This is a genomic window from Serratia sp. TMDUHS_CL (assembly GCF_037137105.1).
GTDB classification, from domain to species: domain Bacteria; phylum Pseudomonadota; class Gammaproteobacteria; order Enterobacterales; family Enterobacteriaceae; genus Serratia; species Serratia nevei.
In genome coordinates, this window is record NZ_JBBBDV010000017.1 from 75,987 (window position 1) to 97,763 (window position 21,777).

General features: G+C 59.3%; 19 protein-coding genes. 12 read left to right on the forward strand and 7 right to left on the reverse strand.

Translation table 11 applies throughout. The annotated features are described in order from the left end of the window. The 3 genes from WCL58_RS23400 (at position 1) to WCL58_RS23410 (ending at position 2,391) form a co-directional block, all read left to right on the forward strand. Positions 1-861, forward strand: coding sequence for an L-ribulose-5-phosphate 3-epimerase (locus WCL58_RS23400; protein WP_336851662.1), 861 nt, complete (start codon positions 1-3; stop codon positions 859-861). After that, complete coding sequence (gene araD / locus WCL58_RS23405; protein WP_025304171.1) at positions 855-1,550, forward strand: L-ribulose-5-phosphate 4-epimerase; 696 nt, start codon at positions 855-857, stop codon at positions 1,548-1,550. Before WCL58_RS23400 ends, araD begins: the two co-directional genes overlap by 7 nt. Positions 1,551-1,692: 142 nt before the next feature. Continuing rightward, positions 1,693-2,391 carry an RluA family pseudouridine synthase gene (locus tag WCL58_RS23410; protein ID WP_336851663.1) on the forward strand — a complete coding sequence of 233 codons (699 nt, stop codon included), beginning with the start codon at positions 1,693-1,695 and terminating at the stop codon, positions 2,389-2,391. A gap of 7 nt (positions 2,392-2,398) precedes the next feature. On the opposite strand, the gene WCL58_RS23415 is transcribed toward WCL58_RS23410, so the two are convergent. After that, the gene (locus WCL58_RS23415; RefSeq protein WP_025160208.1) at positions 2,399-2,938 is read right to left on the reverse strand and encodes a DUF2058 domain-containing protein; all 540 of its coding nucleotides are present in this window, start codon (positions 2,936-2,938) and stop codon (positions 2,399-2,401) included. 316 nt (positions 2,939-3,254) lie between these two features. Between WCL58_RS23415 and WCL58_RS23420 the strand changes: the two genes are divergently transcribed. The 3 genes from WCL58_RS23420 (at position 3,255) to WCL58_RS23430 (ending at position 6,811) form a co-directional block, all read left to right on the forward strand. Next, positions 3,255-4,232, forward strand: a complete 978-nt coding sequence (locus tag WCL58_RS23420; RefSeq protein WP_141960210.1) for a DUF1852 domain-containing protein — start codon at positions 3,255-3,257, stop codon at positions 4,230-4,232. Positions 4,233-4,257: 25 nt separating this feature from the next. Then, positions 4,258-5,289 (forward strand): methionine synthase, encoded by a 1,032-nt coding sequence (locus WCL58_RS23425; RefSeq protein ID WP_336851664.1) that lies wholly within the window; start codon positions 4,258-4,260, stop codon positions 5,287-5,289. A gap of 172 nt (positions 5,290-5,461) precedes the next feature. After that, complete coding sequence (locus tag WCL58_RS23430) at positions 5,462-6,811, forward strand: MFS transporter (RefSeq protein WP_084827179.1); 1,350 nt, start codon at positions 5,462-5,464, stop codon at positions 6,809-6,811. Between the two features lie 97 nt (positions 6,812-6,908). Here WCL58_RS23430 and WCL58_RS23435 read toward each other — a convergent pair whose 3' ends face one another. Together WCL58_RS23435 and mscS are read right to left on the reverse strand one after the other, a co-directional pair. Beyond that, the gene (locus WCL58_RS23435) at positions 6,909-8,036 is read right to left on the reverse strand and encodes a hypothetical protein (protein ID WP_102985214.1); all 1,128 of its coding nucleotides are present in this window, start codon (positions 8,034-8,036) and stop codon (positions 6,909-6,911) included. 256 nt (positions 8,037-8,292) lie between these two features. Continuing rightward, positions 8,293-9,159 (reverse strand): small-conductance mechanosensitive channel MscS, encoded by an 867-nt coding sequence (gene mscS / locus WCL58_RS23440; RefSeq protein ID WP_015378992.1) that lies wholly within the window; start codon positions 9,157-9,159, stop codon positions 8,293-8,295. Positions 9,160-9,364: 205 nt separating this feature from the next. On the opposite strand from mscS, the gene WCL58_RS23445 reads away from it, so the two are divergent. Further along, positions 9,365-10,033 (forward strand): DUF1345 domain-containing protein, encoded by a 669-nt coding sequence (locus WCL58_RS23445; protein WP_336851665.1) that lies wholly within the window; start codon positions 9,365-9,367, stop codon positions 10,031-10,033. A 211-nt stretch (positions 10,034-10,244) separates the two neighbouring features. On the opposite strand, the gene fbaA is transcribed toward WCL58_RS23445, so the two are convergent. The 4 genes from fbaA to WCL58_RS23465 all read right to left on the reverse strand — a co-directional run bounded on the left by fbaA (position 10,245) and on the right by WCL58_RS23465 (position 14,964). Continuing rightward, positions 10,245-11,324 carry a class II fructose-bisphosphate aldolase gene (gene fbaA / locus WCL58_RS23450; RefSeq protein WP_025304179.1) on the reverse strand — a complete coding sequence of 360 codons (1,080 nt, stop codon included), beginning with the start codon at positions 11,322-11,324 and terminating at the stop codon, positions 10,245-10,247. Between the two features lie 116 nt (positions 11,325-11,440). Further along, a complete protein-coding gene (gene pgk, locus WCL58_RS23455; RefSeq protein ID WP_336851666.1) occupies positions 11,441-12,604 on the reverse strand; it encodes a phosphoglycerate kinase in 1,164 nt (387 codons plus the stop codon). Positions 12,605-12,674: 70 nt separating this feature from the next. Next, a complete protein-coding gene (gene epd / locus WCL58_RS23460) occupies positions 12,675-13,691 on the reverse strand; it encodes an erythrose-4-phosphate dehydrogenase (RefSeq protein WP_004931582.1) in 1,017 nt (338 codons plus the stop codon). 313 nt (positions 13,692-14,004) lie between these two features. Next, entirely contained in the window at positions 14,005-14,964 is a 960-nt protein-coding gene (locus WCL58_RS23465) for a LysR substrate-binding domain-containing protein (protein WP_280524769.1), read from the reverse strand. Between the two features lie 82 nt (positions 14,965-15,046). Between WCL58_RS23465 and WCL58_RS23470 the strand changes: the two genes are divergently transcribed. The 5 genes from WCL58_RS23470 (at position 15,047) to WCL58_RS23490 (ending at position 21,761) form a co-directional block, all read left to right on the forward strand. Further along, positions 15,047-16,132: a tartrate dehydrogenase gene (locus tag WCL58_RS23470; protein WP_060441287.1), complete on the forward strand. Its 1,086-nt coding sequence runs from the start codon at positions 15,047-15,049 to the stop codon at positions 16,130-16,132. 364 nt (positions 16,133-16,496) lie between these two features. Beyond that, positions 16,497-18,107 (forward strand): BCCT family transporter, encoded by a 1,611-nt coding sequence (locus tag WCL58_RS23475; RefSeq protein WP_060441286.1) that lies wholly within the window; start codon positions 16,497-16,499, stop codon positions 18,105-18,107. Positions 18,108-18,133: 26 nt separating this feature from the next. Continuing rightward, the gene (locus WCL58_RS23480; RefSeq protein WP_147840292.1) at positions 18,134-19,258 is read left to right on the forward strand and encodes an aromatic ring-hydroxylating oxygenase subunit alpha; all 1,125 of its coding nucleotides are present in this window, start codon (positions 18,134-18,136) and stop codon (positions 19,256-19,258) included. A 47-nt stretch (positions 19,259-19,305) separates the two neighbouring features. Further along, positions 19,306-20,754, forward strand: coding sequence for an NAD-dependent succinate-semialdehyde dehydrogenase (locus WCL58_RS23485; protein WP_060422739.1), 1,449 nt, complete (start codon positions 19,306-19,308; stop codon positions 20,752-20,754). A gap of 41 nt (positions 20,755-20,795) precedes the next feature. Next, entirely contained in the window at positions 20,796-21,761 is a 966-nt protein-coding gene (locus WCL58_RS23490) for a PDR/VanB family oxidoreductase (RefSeq protein ID WP_336851667.1), read from the forward strand. The last annotated feature ends 16 nt before the right edge of the window (positions 21,762-21,777 follow it).

Consider the following 21,777-nt stretch of genomic DNA (forward strand, 5'->3'; position numbering starts at 1 on the left):
ATGCGTCAGCACCCGTTGGGAATTTACGAGAAAGCGCTGCCGAAGCACCTGAGCTGGCCCGAACGCCTGGCGCTGGCCAAGGCCTGTGGCTTCGACTTCGTCGAAATGTCGGTGGACGAAAGCGATGAACGTCTGGCGCGCCTGAGCTGGAGCAAGGTTCAGCGCCTGGCGCTGGTGGACGCCATGCTGGAAACCGGCATCCGCATTCCGTCGATGTGCCTCTCCGGCCACCGGCGCTTTCCGTTTGGCAGCCACGATCCGGCGCTGCGACAGCGCGCCTTCGACGTGATGGAACAGGCCATTCAGCTGGCCAAAGATGTCGGTATCCGGACGATCCAGCTGGCCGGCTACGACGTGTATTACGAAGAGCAGGACGAGGGGACGCTGGCGCGCTTTAGCGAAGGCATGCAGTGGGCGGTAGACCGTGCCGCCGCCGCCCAGGTGATGCTGGCGGTGGAAATTATGGACACCGCCTTTATGAACTCGATCGGTAAATGGAAAGCCTGGGATGCCCTGCTGGCCTCGCCGTGGTTCACGGTGTATCCGGACGTCGGCAACCTTAGCGCCTGGGGCAATGACGTGCCGCGCGAGCTGGAGCTGGGCATCGATCGCATCGCCGCCATTCACCTGAAGGACACCTACCCGGTCACCGCCACTTCGCCGGGGCAATTCCGTGACGTGCCGTTTGGCGAAGGCTGCGTCGACTTCGTCGAGGTGTTTCGCACGCTGCAGCGCCTCAATTACCGCGGCGCATTCCTGATTGAGATGTGGACAGAAAAAGCTGAGGAGCCGGTGGCCGAGATCGTTCAGGCCCGCCGTTGGATCGAACAGAAAATGCAACAAGGGGGCATGACATGCTGACTCAGTTAAAACAACAGGTGCTGGAGGCCAATCTCGATCTGCCGCGCCATAAGCTGGTGACCTTTACCTGGGGCAACGTCAGCGCGGTGGATCGCGAACGCGGTCTGGTGGTGATCAAGCCTTCCGGCGTTGAATACGAGCATATGACGGCGGAGGATATGGTGGTGGTCGATCTGGCCAGCGGCCGCACCGTCGAGGGGGCAAAAAAACCGTCGTCGGATACCGCCACCCATCTGGCGCTGTACCGCGAATTTGCCGATATCGGCGGCATCGTCCACACCCATTCCCGCCACGCCACCATCTGGGCGCAGGCCGGGCTGGACATCCCCGCCTGGGGAACCACCCACGCCGACTATTTTTATGGCGCTATCCCCTGCACTCGCCTGATGACCCAAGATGAAATTGAGCACGATTACGAACTGGAAACCGGCAACGTGATTATCGAAACCTTCCGCCAGCGCGATATCAATCCCAACGCTATCCCAGCGGTACTGGTCAATGCCCACGGCCCCTTCGCCTGGGGCAAAGATGCCCACAACGCGGTGCATAATGCGGTGGTGCTGGAAGAAATTGCCTACATGGGCATTTTCTCTCGCCAGCTGACGCCGGGCATTCACAGCATGCAGCGCGAGCTGTTGGACAAACACTACCTGCGCAAACACGGCCAAAACGCCTACTACGGGCAGTAGGGCCGCCGGGGCCCCAGCCGTTGCACCCGATGCTTTGCCGTATCGGGTGCAACGGGCATGAGGCGCAGTGTAGCGAAAACCGCATTCGCCCACCGGCGAAAAATTCGCTATCATCCGCACCCACCTTCCAGCCGGCCGCCCGATGTCTACGATCACCGATACCTTTATCGCCCCGCCATGCCATGACCAAATAGAGATCCTCTATCAGGACGATCATCTGGCGCTGATCAATAAGCCGGCCGGGCTGCTCAGCCTCTCGGGCAAGAATCCGCAGAATCTCGATTCGGTACACCATCGGCTGGTACAGATCTTCCCCGGCTGCGCCCTGGTACACCGCCTGGATTTCGGCACGTCCGGGTTGATGGTGGTGGCCCGCAACAAGGCCGCCAACGCCGCGCTCTGCCGGCAGTTCAGCGAGCGCACCGTCAGCAAAGTGTACAGCGCGCTGCTCTGCGGCCATCTGGCGGATAACGAAGGGGTCATAGACGCGGCGATCGCCAAAGATCCGGCGCTGTTCCCGCTGATGTCGATTTGCGCCCTCCACGGCAAACCCGCCCGCTCCCACTATCGGGTCGTCGAGCGTTTTTATCGTGAAGCGGAGGGCGGGATCTCGCTGCCGCTGACGCGGGTGCAGCTCACCCCAGAGACTGGGCGCACCCACCAGCTGCGTATTCACAGCCGGCAGTTGGGCCACCCTATTTTAGGCTGCGATCTGTATGGCGGGCGTCTGCTGCCGGGTACCGAACAGACGCCGCGGCTGATGCTGCACGCCAGCGAGCTGGACTTTGTGCACCCCGTCAGTGGAGCGCGGATCGCCGCTCGTCACGCCGCGCCGTTCTGAACGAGGCTTACCACATCAAATCGTCAGGCACTTTGAAGTCGGCGTACGGATCGTCTTCATCCTGCTCTTCCTGACTCAGCGCGCTGTGCAGCACAATGCTGGCCGCATCGCGCTGCGCGATTTTATCGGCGACGCTCGCAGGGATAATCGCGTATTCACACTCTTCGCGGTTCTCGACCACCAAGCGGGCAATGGCGAGACGGCCATTGATCAGCTGGGTCTGCGTCGCCTTATCCACCAGGATTTTCTTGATCAGGTTACCGTCGGTGAAGTTGAAACCGATATCGCCTTTCGCCAGGACGATGCGGTTCATCTCGATCAGCTGCTTCACCTGCGCCTTGTATTCTTTGGACAGCGCGGCCTGCTTTTGCTGCTCACTCAGCTGCTTATCGCGCTCAAGCTGCGCCTTTTTATTCTCTTCCACCGCCTCTCTGGCCTCACGGGCCTGAACGCGTGATTTTTTAGCCGTTCTTTGGACTTTGGCCATTTTCTTGCTGGTAACCAAGCCCGCTTTGAGCATCTGCTCTTGTAAGGTGAGTTTTGTCATGTTCGTGTCTGAAGCCGTGGGGTCATGGGGGGATTATACCCGTAATTTTTCAGGCTGCACCAGGTTGCCGACCCGGTACGTTGGCGGTTTGCGCCGCAGGGCAACGGCGGCAAACCGGCCCGAACGCCAGATCATGAATACTGCTCATGTAGTAATGAAATTAAGTCTCTTTCACTCCCTTCGGGACTCTGGCAAAAATAGACCTCATTAACGACAGACAATATGAAATCGGCTGAATAAAAAAAGAGAAAAACAACCCATTGAAAGAAATGGATAAATCCAGCCTTCATATCATATAACAGGATGCTATAAGACGATGAATAGAGACTTTGCCTTTACGATTAAGAGCAGTTCTTTCGATGAAGATTATAACCCTTCTGAAAGTACGCGTATCACCACCAACTTCGCCAATTTGGCCAGAGGGGAAAACCGCCGGGAGAACCTGCGCAACACGCTGGTGATGATTAACAATCGCTTCAATTCGTTGGCGCATTGGGATAACCCCAAGGCCGACCGCTATTCGGTTGAGCTTGAAATCATTTCGGTTGAGATGCGCGTTGAAGTTAAGGGGGCCAGCTTCCCGGTGATTGAAATCCTGAAAACCAACATCATTGATAAAAAAACGCAAAAGCGTCTTGAGGGCATCGTCGGGAATAACTTCTCGTCTTACGTGCGCGATTACGACTTTAGCGTCTTGCTGCCGGCGCACAATAAAAACACGGCGGAATTCAACATTCCGGATGATTTCGGCGATTTGCACGGCAATATCTTTAAGCACTTCGTCAATTCAAACGCATACCATGAGAATTTCAGCAAACCGCCGGTGATCTGCCTCAGCGTGTCCAGCAAAGACACCTATCATCGGACGGGCAATCAACATCCGGTGTTGGGCGACGAGTATCGGCAAGACGGCGCTTCGCTGACCGACCGGTATTTTAAAAAAATGGGCCTGCAGGTGCGCTACTTCATGCCGAAAAATAGCGTTGCGCCCCTGGCGTTTTATTTCCCCGGAGATTTGCTGAGCGATTACACCGATCTGGAACTGATCGGCACCATCAGCACGATGGAGACCTTCCAAAAAATCTATCGGCCTGAAATTTACAATGCCAACTCGGCGGCAGGGCAATGCTATCAGCCAAGCCTGAATAACCAGGATCATTCATTAACCAAGATTGTTTACGATCGCGAAGAGCGTAGCCGGTTAGCGATTGAGCAGGGGAAATTTACGGAAGAGCAATTTATCAAGCCCTACAAGCCCATTCTTGAGCAATGGTCTGCTCACTACGCGCTTTGATTCACTTAAATACAGGTCATCTATTATGAAAATATTGCTCCCTACCTCGACCGCCGGCAGCTTGCCTAAACCTTCCTGGCTGGCCCAGCCGGAAACCCTGTGGTCGCCCTGGAAATTGCAGAATGAAGAATTAATCGAAGGGAAACAGGACGCTCTGCGTTTGTCGCTGGCTGAACAACAACAGGCCGGCATCGATATCGTCAGCGATGGCGAGCAAACGCGCCAGCACTTCGTCACGACGTTTATCGAGCACCTCAGCGGCGTCGATTTCGAGAAACGCGAAGTGGTTAAAATTCGCAATCGCTATGAGGCGAGCGTGCCAACCGTCGTGGGTGCGGTCGCGCGCCAAAAGCCCGTATTCGTTGAAGACGCCAAATTTTTACGCCAGCTGACCAAGCAGCCGATTAAATGGGCCCTGCCGGGGCCGATGACCATGATCGACACGCTCTATGACAACCACTATAAAAGCCGCGAAAAATTGGCCTGGGAATTCGCCAAGATCCTCAATCAGGAAGCCAAAGAGCTCGAGGCCGCCGGCGTCGACATTATTCAGTTTGATGAGCCCGCATTTAACGTGTTCTTTGACGAAGTGAATGACTGGGGCATCGCCGCCCTGGAAAGGGCCGTTGAGGGGCTTAAATGTGAAACGGCGGTGCATATCTGCTATGGATACGGCATTAAGGCCAACACCGACTGGAAAAAGACGCTGGGCTCTGAGTGGCGGCAATATGAAGAGGCGTTCCCCAAGCTGCAAACGTCTACTATCGATATTATCTCGCTGGAGTGCCATAACTCGCACGTCCCGATGGATCTGCTTGAACTGATTCGCGGTAAGAAAGTGATGGTTGGCGCCATTGATGTGGCGAATCATACCGTTGAGACGCCGGAAGAAGTGGCCGCTACGCTGCGCAAAGCGCTACAGTTTGTCGATGCCGACAAACTCTACCCGTCGACCAACTGCGGCATGGCTCCCCTGCCTCGTCAGGTCGCCAGCGGCAAGCTGAATGCCTTGAGTGCGGGCGCTGAGATCGTGCGCCGGGAACTGCAGGCCAAATAACCTCACCAGCGCCTGCCGCAGGAGCCTCCTGTGGCGGGCGATGATCATCGACTCCTTCTCCCCGCAACGCCCCCCCCTCTGGTGTATACTCGGGTTTCTACGCGATGCCAGCCACAGCGGCCTGAACGGCCCCTCAGCCAGCCCACAACAGCTTAATAACAGTGGAACCCTCATGAGCCCAGATACCGCTCGCATCAGCGAAATCATCGATCGCGCCAGGATCTCGCCTTATCAAATCCTCATCCTTACCCTGTGTTTCCTGATCGCCCTGCTGGACGGCTTCGATACCGCCATCATCGGCTATATCGCTCCGGCGCTGCGTGAAGAGTGGGGCCTGCAACCCTCGCAGCTTTCTCCCGCCTTCGGCGCGGGGCTGTTCGGCCTGCTGATCGGCAGCCTGCTGTTCGGGCCGATCGCCGACGCCATAGGCCGCAAACGCGTGCTGCTCGTCGCGGTGCTGGTGTTTGGCGGCTGCACCCTGGCTTCGGCCTATACGCAATCGATAGAATCCCTGACCTTGCTGCGCTTCATCACCGGCATTGGCCTCGGGGGGGCGATACCGACCTGCATTACCCTCAGCTCGGAGTACTCACCGGCGCGCCGCCGCATGCTGATGGTCACCCTGAGCTGGAGCGGCTTTACCGCCGGATTGGCCCTGGGCGGCCTGCTGGCCGGGCAGATCATCCCGGCGTTCGGCTGGCGCGGCGTGCTGCTGGTCGGCGGCATTGCACCATTGGCGCTGCTGCCGCTGCTGGCCTGGCAGATGCCCGAGTCGGTACGCTTTATGGCCGCCAACGCCAAACATGCCGATCGGCTGCGCCGGGTGGTCGAGCGTATCACCGGCCGGCGTTGGACGGGGGTCACCATCGTCGATGACGAACGCCCGGCACAGGCCAAGTCGCCGATCTCGCACCTGTTTATCGAAGGGCGCGCCGTGCGCACCCTGCTGCTGTGGGCGGCGTTCTTCTGCTCGCTGTTCGTGTTCTACCTACTCACCAGCTGGCTGCCGACGATCCTCAAAGACGCCGGTTACGATATCGCCCACGCCTCGCGCATCGGGGCGATGGTGCCGCTCGGCGGCACCCTGGGCGCCATCCTGATGGCGCTGCTGATGGATCGGATCGGGCCCTACCGCGTGCTGGCCGTCTCCTACCTGGGCGCTGCGCTGGTGATCGGCGCGACCGGGTATCTGATGGGCGACGTCTATACGCTGGCCGCCGTCGTGTTCCTGATTGGCTTCGGCGTGGCCGGTGCGCAAAACGGCCTGAACCTGGTCTCCGCCACCCTTTACCCGACCGCTGCCCGCGTGACCGGCGTCAGCTGGGCCATGGCCAATGGCCGCTTCGGTTCGATCGTCGGCTCGATGCTCGGCGCCTGGATGATGACCGCCGCCGGATCGGCGGAAGTGTTCTTCCTCTGGCTAGCGCTGCCGGCGCTGCTGGGCGCGGTCGCTATCTTCCTGCTCTATCGCCTCAGCCTGCATCGTCGCGCGCCGCTCGCGGAACCGGCCGCTGGCGCCTGACCTCGCGGAAAAGAAAAGGCCGAGACGCCATCGATGGCGTCTCGGCCTCTCATGAGAAACCCTTAACCTATCGGTTATTTTTCAAAAGCGCGTGCCGCTATAGTGCACTGTTTTCCTTGTCATTGGCTTCCTTTATGCACTCATCGACATTTTTAAAATCATATTGCAGATAAACGCTCCCAATCCCACTATTGACGGCGGTCGCTTCAAGCATAATCCCCTGCAAATCGTTCTTGAACGGTTTATCTTTTTTCTCTTCCCAGTCAAAACCGAAATAGCGTTCTTTTTTAAGCAGCCCTATCATCCAATCACCAGGCTCTTTCCATAACGACCCCGGCAGCAGCACATCAGTGGCTTTTCCTTTGCCATAATTAGCGGTCAATGATTCAGCAATGTCCTTCACCTTGGACTTTAACGCCAACCCATAACTGTCCGTATTGATATCACCGCTAAGCGCGCGAATTCGGCATAAACCAACCTTGGGAGAGATGAGCAAAATGTAGGTTTCAAAGGCGTTATACGTTTTGGGGACGACCTCCGTAGTATAAATATTAAGACTATTCGGTATTGCCGTTAAGGTAACGCCTGTCATGTCCTCGACGTTCTGTTTCGTTAACCCCATTTGCAGGCCAAACGGCCCAATGCCAGGCGGAAGCAACGCGTCTTTCGCCACCGGATCTTCCTGCTGATTGGATTTTGAAGCGGTTGATGTTGCATGGTGGGCTATCGTCGGGACGGCCAGGCCATATTTCGCCGACAGCAATTTTTGCTGCAACATCGCCAGACTTTGCTCTTGAGTGGCTATCGTTGCCTTTTTTATCGACCCCACCAGACCACCATCGTATTGTGCGGCCTCTTGTTTAGCGGTCGATATTTCCCGAGTCAGCGTTGCCAATTCAGCGGTGAGTTTTTCCGCCAGCTTCAGATCTGGCGAGGTCTGGTTCGTGACAACCTCAACCTTTGCTCCAGACTCGATCGCATTGATTCGTTGCTGAATAAGCGCCTTGTTCGTTTTCAGAATTTCCAGTCGCGCCATCACCAGAGATTTAATCAAGCCGCCGCTTAACATGTCCTGCTGTTTAGCTGCGTTTTCAATCTCGGCATCCGTACTCACCAGCTCTGACTTTAAATCGGCTACCTGCTGTATTTGTTCAGGCGACAATGCTTTTGGCCCGCATCCAGAGATCAAGACGCTCAATAATGCGGCAATAACAGCCCTTTTCATTTCATCCTTTTCCTATCGACAATCCACAAGGAAGCTATGGTATCAGAGGAGGAAACAGTAACAACGAAAAGTCGTTTTTACCGCGACTTATTGAGCTTCTCGCTATTACGCCCGCATCTGTTTGTCACAGGCTGCAATTTCCGAAAGCGCATATCGGCTTGGCGCTAATATCGATACAGCGGAGACAGAGTGAATGGCTGCCTGGCTAATACGGGGAAAATGGCAATAAAAAAAGGGGCCAAGGCCCCCTTCTCTGTTATTCCGCCTTGGCGGAAGCGTCTTCGGTGCGATACAGGTGCACGTCCATCTGCGGGAACGGAATGCCGATGTTGTGGGCATCCAGCGCACGCTTGAAGTTTTCCATCAAATCGAAGTACACGTTCCAGTATTCCGCGTTGGTGGTCCAGGAGCGGGTGACGAAGTTCAGGGAAGACGGTGCCATCTCGTTCAGACGCACAGTCACGCCTTTGGCATGCATGATTCGCTTGTCGGCGGCGATCACGTCGCCCAGCACCTTCTTCACCACGTCGATATCGGCATTGTAGGCCACGCCTACCACGATATCCACGCGGCGGTTCGGTTCACGGGAGTAGTTGATGATGTTGCCGGCGATGATTTTACCGTTCGGCACCACGATGGTTTTGTTGTCTGCGGTACGCAGGGTGGTGGAGAAAATCTGCACCTGATCGACGGTACCGGCCACGCCGCCCAGATCGACATATTCACCCACGCGCAGCGGGCGGAAGATCACCAGCAGCACGCCGGCGGCGAAGTTGGACAGCGACCCTTGCAGCGCCAGACCGACGGCCAAACCGGCGGCACCCAGCACGGCGATCACCGAGGTGGTCTGCACGCCAACGCGCCCCAGCACCGCGATGAAGGTGAACGCCAGCACGCCGTAGCGCACGATCGCCGACAGAAAGTCTGCCACCGTGGCGTCGATGCCGCGCAGCTTCATCACGCGGTTCAGCGCATTACCGACCACGCGGGCCACGATCGAACCGATGATCAGGATAACGATGGCGGCGACGATATTCACCGCGTACTGGATCAACAGATCCTGGTTCTTCACCAACCAGTCGCCGGCACCGTTGATGCCGTCTACTACATTCAAATCTTTCATTCGTGTCGTCCTAACTCAGTCCCTAACGGGAGAAACTCGCAAAAATACACTGGCCTCGGCGGCCAGTAGGAAACCACCGCCTAAGGGTAACCAACATTAAAGGCTCATGCCAACCGTCAGCGTTAAAAATAGCCGAAACCGCCCGCCGCTTCTTCTATGCTGAGAACAGCGCATTGGCCATTTCACGACAAGGGATCCGTTAATCATGCACATTCGCTCTTCGCTCAAACACTATTGGCAAGTGCGGCCCAGGCTGCTGTTTTCCGTCGGCGCAGGGCTGCTGTGCTTTCTGCTGCTGCCCGCCCAACTCTCGCTGCTGCAGCGCCTGATGATCGGCTGGAATACGCTGGCCTGGCTCTACCTGCTGTTTCTCTGGCGGCTGATGCTGATCAGCACGCCGCAGCACATTCGCCAGATCGCCCGGCGGCAGGATGAAAGCGCCAGTATGGTGCTGACGCTGGTCAGCCTCGGTTGCCTGGTCAGTTTACTCGCGATCCTGTTTGAACTGAGCAGCGCCAAACAGGTGGCCGGCTCTCTGAAGACGCTGCATTTGCTGCTGACCGGTGCCACGCTGGTGGTCTCCTGGCTGCTGCTGCCGACCGCCTTCACCATGCACTATGCCCACCAGTTTTATCGCCAGGGCGCACAGCAGGATCCTTTGCCGCTGCTGTTTCCCGGCAACTTCACCGAGCCGACCTATCTAGATTTCGCCTACTTCTCCTTCACCATTGCGGTGGCGTCGCAAACCGCCGATGTGGCGGTCGGGGCGGCGGAGGTGCGGAAGGTCACCCTGCTGCAGTCGGTGATCTCCTTCGCGTTCAACATGCTGATCCTGGGCCTGTCTATCAACGTCGGCGCCGGCCTGCTGGGCTGAAAACGAAAAAGGCTCCCCGCAGGGAGCCTTTAACTCACCAATAAAGGAGGAAAAAACGTGGTTTTTCCTCCTTTGTGGTCATCAGCCGAAAATCAATGGCTTGATTTTCCTTATTTTTTCCAACGGCAAGCCAGGCAACGCCATCAGGCTTATCATAAACAAAAAGGCTCCCCGCAGGGAGCCTTTTGCATCGTGCAACAGGTGCCGAAGATTACAGAACGTCTACCGCGTTCAGATCTTTGAAGGCCTGCTCCAGACGCGTCACCATGCTGGTCTGCGCTGCGCGCAGCCATACGCGTGGATCGTAGTATTTCTTGTTCGGCTGATCGGCGCCTTTCGGGTTGCCCAGCTGGCCCTGCAGGTAAGCTTCGTTCGCTTTGTAGTACTGCAGGATGCCGTCCCAGGTCGCCCATTGGGTGTCGGTGTCGATGTTCATCTTGATCACGCCGTAACCCACAGACTCTTTGATCTCTGCGTCGGTAGAACCGGAACCGCCGTGGAACACGAAGTTCAGGCTGTTGTGCGGCAGGTTGAATTTCTTGGACACGTAGTCCTGAGAATCACGCAGGATGGTCGGGGTCAGCTTGACGTTGCCTGGCTTGTACACGCCGTGTACGTTACCGAAGGAGGCAGCGATGGTGAAGCGCGGGCTGATGGCGTTCAGTTTTTCGTACGCGTAAGCCACGTCTTCCGGCTGGGTGTACAGAGCGGATGCGTCCATATGACTGTTGTCCACGCCATCTTCTTCACCGCCGGTGCAGCCCAGTTCGATTTCCAGCGTCATGCCGATTTTGGCCATGCGCTTCAGGTAGGCGCTGCAGATCTCGATGTTTTCTTCCAGAGATTCTTCAGACAGATCGATCATGTGGGAAGAGAACAGCGGTTTGCCGGTAGCGGCGAAGTGCTTCTCGCCGGCGTCCAGCAGGCCGTCCAGCCATGGCAGCAGTTTCTTCGCGCAGTGGTCGGTGTGCAGGATCACCGGCACACCGTAGTGTTCAGCCATCTGGTGAACGTGGTGTGCGCCAGAGATGGCGCCCAGAATCGCTGCGCCCTGAGGCACATCGGTCTTCACGCCTTTGCCGGCGATGAACGCGGCGCCGCCGTTGGAGAACTGAACGATGACCGGCGCGCGCACTTTAGCCGCGGCTTCCAGCACTGCGTTGATGGAGTCGGTACCCACGCAGTTTACCGCTGGCAGCGCAAAGTTGTTCTCTTTAGCAACTGCGAAGACTTTCTGAACGTCATCACCCGTGATGACACCCGGTTTTACGAAATCAAAAATTTTAGACATGTTACTTTGTCCTGTTTCGTCGGCCGTAGATGGATGTAAATCGATGTTTTCACGCCGCGCAGCATTAGCCGCGCGGTATAAAACAAACGGGCGGCTTTCGCCTCCCGTTGTCTGAATTACTGCTTAGCGCGCTCTTCCAGCATCACGACTGCAGGCAGCGGTTTCCCTTCAACGAATTCCAGGAATGCGCCACCGCCGGTGGAGATGTAGGAAATTTTGTCAGCGATACCGAACAGATCGATGGCTGCCAGAGTGTCGCCGCCGCCAGCGATAGAGAAAGCGTCGCTATCGGCGATCGCGCGGGCGACAATTTCGGTGCCCTTACGGAAGTTAGGGAACTCGAATACGCCAACCGGGCCATTCCACAGAATGGTCTTGGCGTTCTTCAGGATAACGGCCAGACGCTCGGCAGAGACGTCGCCCATATCCAGAATTTGCTCGTTGTCCTGGATCTCGTTGGCCTGCTTCACGGTCGCGGTCGCAGTTTCGGAGAACTCGGTCGCGACGCGCACGTCGGTCGGAACCGGGATGTCGCAGGTTTCCAGCAGTTTCTGCGCGTTCGGGATCAGGTCAGGTTCGTACAGGGACTGGCCCACATTGTTGCCCTGCGCCGCCACGAAGGTGTTGGCGATGCCGCCGCCGACGATCAGCTGATCGGCGATTTTGGACAGGGAATCCAGCACGGTCAGTTTGGTGGACACTTTAGAACCGCCCACGATGGCGACCATCGGACGGGCCGGGTTGCCCAGGGCCTTGCCCAGCGCTTCCAGCTCGGCGGACAGCAGCGGGCCGGCACAGGCGACAGGCGCGAACTTGCCCACGCCGTGGGTGGAAGCCTGCGCGCGGTGCGCGGTGCCGAACGCGTCCATCACGTACACGTCGCACAGCGCCGCGTATTTCTTGGACAGGGTTTCGTCGTCTTTCTTCTCGCCCTTGTTGAAACGGACGTTTTCCAGCACCACCAGTTCGCCTTCAGCGGCGTCGACGCCATCCAGATAATCCTTCGCCAGACGCACTGGGGATTTCAGGTGATCTTTCAGGTAGTTGACCACAGGCAGCAGGGAGAATTCTTCGTTGTACTCGCCTTCGGTAGGACGACCCAGGTGGGAGGTCACCATCACGCGGGCGCCTTGCTTCAGCGCAGCTTCGATAGTCGGCAGGGAAGCGCGGATACGCGCGTCGGAAGTCACTTTACCGTCTTTTACCGGCACGTTCAGATCGGAGCGGATCAGTACGCGTTTACCCGCCAGATCCAGATCGGTCATCTTAATTACAGACATGGTGAACCCTCTTTATTGAATCTCTATAAAATTGCCTGAGCAGCGCGCCTGTCACGCCGGCGCCGCCGTACTAGAAACCGCTGGCGGCCATTGCCCGTGTGGTATCCAACATCCGATTGGCAAAGCCCCATTCATTGTCGCACCAGACCAAGGTCTTTATCAGGTGCTGCCCGCTGACCCGGGTCTGCGTACCGTCGACGATAGCGCTGTGCGGGTCATGGTTAAAATCGATCGAGACCAATGGTAATTCCGTGTAGTCAACTATACCACGAAATGATTCCCGTGCGGCCTTTTGCAACAGCTGGTTGACCTCTGCCACCTTCACCGCGGCGCTCACGCTGACGCTAAGATCGATAGCCGTCACGTTGATGGTCGGCACGCGCACCGAGATAGCCTCGAAGCGATCGCAAAACTGCGGGAAGATACGGGTGATGCCCGCGGCCAGCTTGGTGTCGACCGGAATGATCGACTGGCTCGCCGCGCGGGTGCGCCGCAAATCCGCGTGATACGCGTCGATCACCGGCTGATCGTTCATCGCCGAGTGAATGGTGGTCACGGTGCCGGATTCGATGCTGTAGGCGTCGTCCAGCAGCTTGATCACCGGAATAATGCAGTTGGTGGTGCACGAGGCGTTGGACACGATGCGATGTTCCGCCAGCAGCGTCTGATGGTTGACGCCGAACACGATGGTGGCGTCCAGATCGTTGCCGCCCGGATGGGCGAACAGCACTTTCTTCGCCCCCGCCGCCAGATGGGCTTCGCCATCCGCGCGGCTGCCGTACACGCCGCTGCAATCCAGCACCACGTCGACGCCCAGCTCGCCCCAGGGCAACTGCTCCACCGCCGGCTGATGCAACAGGCGAATCGCGTCGTCTCCGACGCTCAGCGTGTCGCACTCTTGCCGCACATCCCAGGCGAAGCGACCGTGGCTGGAATCGTACTTCAGCAGATGGGCCATGCCCTCGGCGTTCGCCAGCTCGTTGATCGCCACCACGGAGATTTCCGCCCGTCGTCCCGATTCGTACAGTGCGCGCAATACGCTGCGGCCGATGCGGCCAAAGCCGTTTATCGCTATGCGGATGGTCATGCTGCTCCTGAAAAAGGGCCGTCCCCGCCGGGCTGACTCACCGGCGCCGGGCCGGCGCTGACTGGTTGTCTCACTAACCCGCATAGAGTAGTGGATCGCACCGCCCGCTGTGAATCGCCGCGTTTGCATTATTCCCGCGCTTCAGCGGCTTTTCGCCGCCGTCACATCGGCATTTCTGTCGAAGAGTGCTTCAACTGAAACGCTTCAGCTGAGCATAAACCAAAGTTTTGGCAAAAGGAACAGGTGCAACAGTTCCACAAGTAACGGAGGGGAGTTTTACGAGCATAAGATGATCTGGCGCACATTTTTGGCCTCAAGGCCGCGGCGAATTTTCACTCGCCGCCCCCGTTTCGCCGTAGTGCTCACGGAAATAGTCGCGCAAAAATTCGACCGTCACCCGCACTTTCGCCGACGTTGCCAGCCGGGAAACGTACACCGCCCAGATGTTGGCCGGCTGAAAATACTCCGGCAGAATGTGCACCAACCTGCCGCTGTCGATGTTCTCTTTCACGTCCCAGGCGGAACGCAGCGCAACGCCCTGCCCGTCCAGGCACCACTGGTGCACGATTTCACCGTGGTTCGACGCCAGCGCCCCCGTCACCTTCACCGTCTCTTCGCCGCCTGGCCCCTGCAACCGCCACAGCCCGAACGGGTGATCGCGCTCCTTGATCACCAGGCAAGCGCGGCCCGCCAGCTCCGCCACGCTTTTCGGCACGCCGTGGCGCTGCAGATACGCCGGCGAAGCGCACAGGATGCGCTGGTTGTCCGCCAGCTTGCGCGCGATCAGATTAGGGGCGATATCGTCGCCGATGCGGATATCCAGATCGAACCCTTCGCTGACCAGATCCACCAACCGATCGGACACGTCAAGCCGCAGCTCCAGCTGCGGATACTCCCGCGCCAGCGCCGACAGCGCCGGGGCCACGAAGCGCCGGCCGAAGCCGAAGCTGCTGACCACGCGCAGCATGCCCTGCGGCGCCTGACGCACCTCGGACAGTTCGTCCATCATCTGATCGACATCGTTGAGAATGCGCTGCGCCCATTCGTAGATGCGCTCGCCGTCCTCGGTGATCGCCACCCGCCGCGTGGTGCGGTGCAGCAGCGACACGTCCAGCGCCTTTTCCAGCAACGCGATGCGTTTGCTGATAAAGGCCGGCGACACGCCCAGCTCTTCGGCGGCGGCGGCAAACCCGGCGCGGCGCGCCACCAGCACGAACACCCGCAGGTCACTCAGGATCGGCATATTGTTCATGATTCGTGTTTTATGTTTCACCGTTTTTGAGATTGATTAACAGTTAGTCAATTATAGGATAACAGTGTTGTCAATCTCCCCTACCTACAAATGAGACCTCTGTATGAGCAAAACTTACAAGATTGCCGCTATCCCCGGGGACGGTATCGGGCGGGAAGTGTTGCCGGAAGGCATACGGGTATTGCAGGCGGCGGCGGCGCGCTGGGATCTGTCGCTGGAATTCAACACCTTCGAGTGGGCCAGCTGCGACTACTACCAGCACCACGGCCAGATGATGCCTGACGATTGGTTTGAGCAGCTCAAGGGCTTCGACGCCATTTACTTCGGCGCCGTCGGCTGGCCGGATACGGTGCCCGATCACATTTCGCTGTGGGGTTCGCTGCTGAAATTCCGCCGCGACTTCGAGCAGTACGTCAACCTGCGCCCGGTGCGGCTGTTTCCCGGCGTGCCCTGCCCGCTGGCGAACAAACAGCCGGGCGACATCGATTTCTACGTGGTGCGCGAAAATACCGAAGGGGAATACTCCTCGCTCGGCGGGCGGATGTTCGAAGGCACCGAACGCGAGATGGTGATCCAGGAATCGGTCTTCACCCGTCAGGGCGTGGACCGCATTCTGAAATACGCCTTCGAGCTGGCGCAGCAGCGCCCGCGCAAACGCCTGACCGCCGCCACCAAGTCCAACGGCATGGCCATCAGCATGCCGTACTGGGATGAGCGCGTGGCGGAGATGGCGCGCCAGTACCCCGATATCGCCTGGGACAAACAGCACATCGATATTCTGTGCGCGCGCTTCGTGCTGAACCCCGAACGCTTCGACGTGGTGGTGGCCTCCAATCTGTTCGGCGATATTTTGTCGGATCTCGGCCCGGCCTGCACCGGCACCATCGGCATTGCGCCGTCGGCCAACCTGAACCCGGAGCGCAACTTCCCGTCACTGTTCGAACCGGTACACGGCTCGGCGCCGGACATTTTCGGCAAGAACATCGCCAACCCGATCGCCATGATCTGGAGCGGCGCGATGATGCTGGATTTCCTCGGCGACGGCGATGCCCGTTACCGCCAGGCGCACGACGGCATCCTGCAGGCGATCGAGCGCATCATCGCCGACGGGCCGCGCACGCCGGACATGCGCGGCGATGCCTCCACCCAGCAAGTTGGCCAGGCGATCGCCGCCCTGCTGCAACGCTAAGCATCACCGGTTTTCCTGCGCAGGGCGCCCTTTCGCGCCCTGCTTTGCCACGTCCGTTTTTCCGCTTCGATCGCCGCCGCAAATCCGCTGAAAACCACCGCAGAAAGCACGCCAATACCCCGGCCAAGATCACAACAAATTGTTTACATACTGTGTTTTATCCTTTTACAGATGCCCCAATTGTGGCCCTCCTGTAATTTGTGCACACTCGAAAATGTTAATGAAGAGTAAATATTCTCGGCGGCGTTTTGCCGGGGCGTTTGCTCCTCGCGGTGTAACAAAACAAAGGGTTCAAACCAATAAGGCCCGGGCGCACCCTACGCTTCGCGCACCGGCCCACCACCGATAACAGGAGTTCACTCCCATGCAGAGCACCCCTAAAAAGGATGTCACGCTCATCGCCATCAGCTTGTGCAGTATTGCGCTGATCGCCATTTGCCTGATGCTCTTTCCGGCTCAATCCGCGCTTATCGCCAACACCATTTTCAACGGCGTCACCCGGCTGTTCGGTTCAACCATTCAAATCCTGGTGCTGATCGCCCTGCTGGTGGTGCTGTATCTGGCGTTGAGCAAATACGGCAACATCCGCCTCGGCGAAGGCAAACCGCAATACTCCACGCTGGCCTGGCTGTTCATGTTCATCTGCGCCGGCCTCGGCTCGTCCACCCTGTATTGGGGGGTAATGGAGTGGGCGTATTACTACCAGACGCCAGGGCTGAACATCGCGCCGCGCACCCCGAAGGCGCTGGAATACAGCATCAGCTACTCCTTCTTCCACTGGGGCCTGAGCGCCTGGGCAACCTACGCCCTCGCCTCGCTGATCATGGCCTACCACTTCCACGTGCGTAAGAACAAAGGGCTCAGCCTGTCGGGGATCATTTCCGCCATCACCGGCGTGCGCGCCAACGGCCCGATCGGGCGGATGGTGGACCTGATTTTCCTGGTCGCCACCGTCGGCGCCCTCACCATTTCGCTGGTGCTGACCGCCTCCACCTTTACTCGCGGGCTGACGGCGCTGACCGGCATCCCCGACAATTTCGTGGTGCAGGCGACGGTGATCCTGCTGGCGGCGGTGATTTTCTGCCTCAGCTCCTACATCGGCATCGACGGTGGCATGCAGCGCCTGAGCAAAATGGTCGGCTGGGGCGCTTTCGTCTTCGCCGGGCTGGTGCTGCTGGTCGGCCCCACCGAGTTCACCATCAACAACACCATCAACGCCATCGGCCTGACGGCGCAAAACTTCCTGCAGATGAGCCTGTTCACCGATCCGATGGGCGACGGCAGCTTCAGCCGCAGCTGGACGGTGTTCTACTGGCTGTGGTGGATCTCTTACACCCCGGGCGTGGCGATGTTCGTCACCCGCGTCTCGCGCGGCCGCAAGATTAAAGAGGTGATCTGGGCGCTGTTGCTCGGCAGCACCCTCGGCTGCTGGTTCTTCTTCGGCTCGCTGGAAAGCTACGCCATGCACCAGTTCATCAGCGGGCAGCTCAACGTGCCGGAGATCCTCAGCACCCAGGGCGGCGAAACCGCCGTGCAGATGCTGCTGACGGCGCTGCCGCTCGGCAAGCTGTTCCTGGCTGCCTATCTGTTCATCATGATCATTTTCCTGGCCTCGCACATGGACGCGGTGGCCTACACCATGGCCGCCACCAGCACCCGCAACCTGCAGGAGGGGCAAGATCCCAGCCCGATGCTGCGCCTGTTCTGGTGCGTGGTGATCACCCTGATCCCGCTGTCGATCCTGTTCACCGGCGCCTCGCTGGACACCATGAAAACCACGGTGATCCTGACCGCGCTGCCGTTCCTGCTGGTGCTGCTGGTGAAAACCTACGGCTTCGCCCGCTGGCTGAAGCAGGACTACGCGGCCATTCCGGCTCACCTGATCGAAAGCAGCGCGCCGGCGCTGCCCGAGGCGCCGCCGGCCGCCGAACTCTCCGCTCCATCGTCGTATCAACCGCGCCCTATGGCGAAATGACAATAAGAAAAGAGGAAGGTTAACTTATGAGCACTCTGATCCCTGAATTTACCTTACCGAAAGATTTCTGCGCCGACGCCCGCGAGGCTTACACCATTCCGGCCCGATTCTATACCCACCAGACGGCGTTCGAGCACGAAAAAGAGCAGGTGTTCGCCACCAGCTGGATTTGCGTGGCGCACCGCAGCGAGCTCGCCGAACCGAACGACTACATCACCCGCGAGATCATCGGTGAAAACATTCTGGTGGTGCGTGGCCGCGACAAAGTGCTGCGCGCCTTTTACAACGTCTGCCCGCACCGCGGCCACCAGCTGCTGGCGGGCGACGGCCGGGCGAAAAACGTCATCACCTGCCCTTATCACGCCTGGGCGTTCAAGCTGGACGGCGAACTGGCGCACGCGCGCAACTGCGAAAACGTGCAGAACTTCGATAAGGAAAACTCGCACCTGATGCCGGTGCGGGTCGAAGAGTACGCCGGGTTTATTTACGTCAATCTGGACTCGCAGGCCGGCACGGTGGAAGACCAGCTGCCGGGCCTCGGCGCCAAAGTGCGCGAAGCCTGCCCGCAGGTCGACGATCTCAAGCTGGCGGCGCGCTTCGTCACCCGTACCCCGGCCAACTGGAAGAACATCGTCGACAACTATCTCGAGTGCTACCACTGCGGCCCGGCGCACCCCGGCTTCGCCGACTCGGTGCAGGTCGACCGCTACTGGCACACCCTGCACGGCAACTGGACGCTGCAGTTCGGCTACGCCCGCCCTTCCGAGCAGTCGTTCAAGTTTGAAGAGGGAAAAGAAGCCAGCTTCCACGGCATTTGGCTGTGGCCGTGCACCATGTTCAACATGCCGCCGCTGGAAGGCATGATGACGGTGATCTATGAATTCCCGGTCGATGCAGAAACCACCCTGCAGCACTACGACATCTACTTCACCAACGCCGATTTGAGCGACGAGCAGCTCAAACTGATCGACTGGTACCGCGACGTGTTCCGCCCGGAAGATTTGCGGCTGGTGGAGAGCGTGCAAAAAGGCCTCAAATCGCGCGGCTATCGCGGCCAGGGGCGCATCATGGCCGACGGCGCCGGCAGCGGCGTCAGCGAACACGGCATCGCCCACTTCCACAACCTGCTGGCGCAGGTTTATCAACCCTGATGCGACGGGGCCCACGGGCCCCCTCCCCCTGACTTGTGAGGTTCTTTGTGAATATTTCCGATCGGGCGCTATTCCGCCAACAGGCCTACATCAACGGGCAATGGCGCGATGCCGACAACCAGGAAACCCTGCCGGTGAGCGATCCCGCCACCGGCCAACTCATCGGCAGCGTGCCCAACATGGCGACGGCCGAAACCCAGCGGGCGATCGACGCCGCCCAGCAGGCGCTGGAAGGCTGGCGCGCGCTGCCGGCACAGCAACGCGCCCAGCTGCTGCGCCGCTGGTTCGAACTGATGCTGGAACACCAGCAGGATCTGGCCAGCCTGATGACGCTGGAGCAAGGCAAGCCGCTGGCGGAGTCGTTGGGCGAGATCCGCTACGCCGCCTCCTTTATCGAATGGTTCGCCGAACAGGCCAAGCGCACCAATGGCGACATCATTCCCTCGCCGAGCGGCGATAAACGCCTGATGGTGCTGAAGCAGGGCATCGGCGTGTGCGCTGCGATCACGCCCTGGAACTTCCCGGCGGCGATGATCACCCGCAAGGCCGCGCCGGCGCTGGCGGCCGGCTGCACGCTGGTGGTCAAACCCGCCAACGAAACCCCTTACTCGGCGCTGGCGATGGCCGAGCTGGCCGAGCGCGCCGGCATTCCCGCCGGGGTGTTCAACGTGGTGACCGGCAACTCGCAGGCGATCGGCGCCGAGCTGACCGGCCACCCGCAGGTGCGCAAGCTGAGCTTTACCGGCTCCACGCCGGTGGGCAGGCTGCTGATGCGCCAGAGCTCGGACACCATCAAGAAAGTGTCGCTGGAGCTGGGCGGCAACGCGCCGTTCATCGTGTTTGACGATGCGGACATCGATGCCGCGGTGGAAGGCGCGCTGATCGCCAAATACCGCAACGCCGGGCAGACCTGCGTTTGCGTCAATCGGTTCTACGTGCAGCGCGGCGTTTACCCACAGTTCGCCGAGAAGTTTGTCGCCCGCGTGGCGGCGCTGCAGGTCGGCAACGGCTTCGAACCCGGCGTGCAGATCGGCCCGCTGATCAACCGCAAGGCGCGCGACAAGGTGCTGGAACTGCTCGATGACGCGCTGAGCAAAGGCGCTCAGGTGCTGACCGGCGCCACGCCGCACGCGCTGGGCGGCAATTTCTTCACGCCAACGGTGCTGGGCGACGTGCAGCCTGGCTCGCTGCTGCTGGAAGAAGAGATCTTTGGCCCGGTCGCGCCGCTGGTGGTGTTCGATGACGAAGCCGAGGCGATCCGCCAGGCCAACGACACCATCTACGGCTTGGCAGCCTACTTCTATACCCGCGATGCGGCGCGCATCTGGCGCGTTTCGGAGCGGCTGGAGTACGGCATGGTCGGCATCAATACCGGCCTTATCTCCAACGAGGTAGCCCCGTTCGGCGGGGTGAAGCAGTCGGGTCTGGGGCGTGAAGGCTCCGAATACGGCATCGAAGACTATCTGGAGCTCAAATACCTGTGCCAGGCGGTATAACTTTTTCATGCGCGGGGACGCCCGCGCTTTGGAGCCAATGAATGACCAGCTATCAGATGCTTGATGTTCGCGTCGTCGACATCGACCCCGTCACCGCACAGGTCAAGCGCTTTACCCTGGCGGATCCGCAAGGCCGGCCGCTGCCCGCCTTCAGCGGCGGCAGCCACATCATCGTGCAAATGCAGGACGGCGAGCAGCGTTACAGCAATGCCTATTCGCTGCTGAGCTCACCGTTCGAGCTCGACCGTTACCAGATCGCCGTGCGCCGTGAGTCCCCTTCCAAAGGCGGTTCCGACTTCATGCACGATCGGCTGGCGATCGGCGATACGCTGACCATCAGCACCCCCAATAACCTGTTCGCGCTGGCGCCGGAGGCGCAGCATCACGTGCTGATCGCCGGCGGCATCGGCATCACGCCGTTTATGGCCCATCTGCACGAGCTGCAGCGCAGCGGGCAACGCTATCATCTGCACTACTGCTTCCACAGCGAGGAACACAACGCCTTCCAGCAGCAGCTGACGCAAGCGCCGTTCACCGACAACGTCAGTTGCCATGTATCCAGTCTTAACGGCCGATTGGATTTGGCACGCACGCTGGCCGACGTGGAGCCCGGTGCCCATATCTACGTCTGCGGCCCGGCGGCGCTGAACGAAGCGGTTTACCGGACCGCCGCCGAACAGGGCATCGCCCCCGGTCGCTTGCACAGCGAAGCCTTTGCCGCCGAAGACACGGCGGGCGGCGCCTTTACGCTGGTGCTGGCCCGGTCGGGTATTGAGCTTGAAGTGGCGGAAGACATGACCATCCTGCAGGCGCTGGAAAACAGCAAGGCGGCCAAGGTCGAGTGCCTGTGCCGCGAAGGCATTTGCGGCACCTGCGAAACCCGCATCGTCGAGGGGGAAGCCGATCACCGCGATCAGTATCTCAGTGACGAAGAGCGCGCGGCGCAGCAAACCCTGTTGATCTGCTGCTCGCGCGCCAAAGGCAACCGGCTGGTGCTGGATCTGTAAACGGAGCGCCCGCGTC

Bases quoted from the DNA above. Each gene is read 5' to 3' on its own strand.
- WCL58_RS23400 (WP_336851662.1), top strand. From the start codon at position 1: ATGCGTCAGCACCCGTTGGGAATTTACGAGAAAGCGCTGCCGAAGCAC.
- araD (WP_025304171.1), top strand. From the start codon at position 855: ATGCTGACTCAGTTAAAACAACAGGTGCTGGAGGCCAATCTCGATCTG.
- WCL58_RS23410 (WP_336851663.1), top strand. From the start codon at position 1,693: ATGTCTACGATCACCGATACCTTTATCGCCCCGCCATGCCATGACCAA.
- WCL58_RS23415 (WP_025160208.1), bottom strand. From the start codon at position 2,938: ATGACAAAACTCACCTTACAAGAGCAGATGCTCAAAGCGGGCTTGGTT.
- WCL58_RS23420 (WP_141960210.1), top strand. From the start codon at position 3,255: ATGAATAGAGACTTTGCCTTTACGATTAAGAGCAGTTCTTTCGATGAA.
- WCL58_RS23425 (WP_336851664.1), top strand. From the start codon at position 4,258: ATGAAAATATTGCTCCCTACCTCGACCGCCGGCAGCTTGCCTAAACCT.
- WCL58_RS23430 (WP_084827179.1), top strand. From the start codon at position 5,462: ATGAGCCCAGATACCGCTCGCATCAGCGAAATCATCGATCGCGCCAGG.
- WCL58_RS23435 (WP_102985214.1), bottom strand. From the start codon at position 8,036: ATGAAAAGGGCTGTTATTGCCGCATTATTGAGCGTCTTGATCTCTGGA.
- mscS (WP_015378992.1), bottom strand. From the start codon at position 9,159: ATGAAAGATTTGAATGTAGTAGACGGCATCAACGGTGCCGGCGACTGG.
- WCL58_RS23445 (WP_336851665.1), top strand. From the start codon at position 9,365: ATGCACATTCGCTCTTCGCTCAAACACTATTGGCAAGTGCGGCCCAGG.
- fbaA (WP_025304179.1), bottom strand. From the start codon at position 11,324: ATGTCTAAAATTTTTGATTTCGTAAAACCGGGTGTCATCACGGGTGAT.
- pgk (WP_336851666.1), bottom strand. From the start codon at position 12,604: ATGTCTGTAATTAAGATGACCGATCTGGATCTGGCGGGTAAACGCGTA.
- epd (WP_004931582.1), bottom strand. From the start codon at position 13,691: ATGACCATCCGCATAGCGATAAACGGCTTTGGCCGCATCGGCCGCAGC.
- WCL58_RS23470 (WP_060441287.1), top strand. From the start codon at position 15,047: ATGAGCAAAACTTACAAGATTGCCGCTATCCCCGGGGACGGTATCGGG.
- WCL58_RS23475 (WP_060441286.1), top strand. From the start codon at position 16,497: ATGCAGAGCACCCCTAAAAAGGATGTCACGCTCATCGCCATCAGCTTG.
- WCL58_RS23480 (WP_147840292.1), top strand. From the start codon at position 18,134: ATGAGCACTCTGATCCCTGAATTTACCTTACCGAAAGATTTCTGCGCC.
- WCL58_RS23490 (WP_336851667.1), top strand. From the start codon at position 20,796: ATGACCAGCTATCAGATGCTTGATGTTCGCGTCGTCGACATCGACCCC.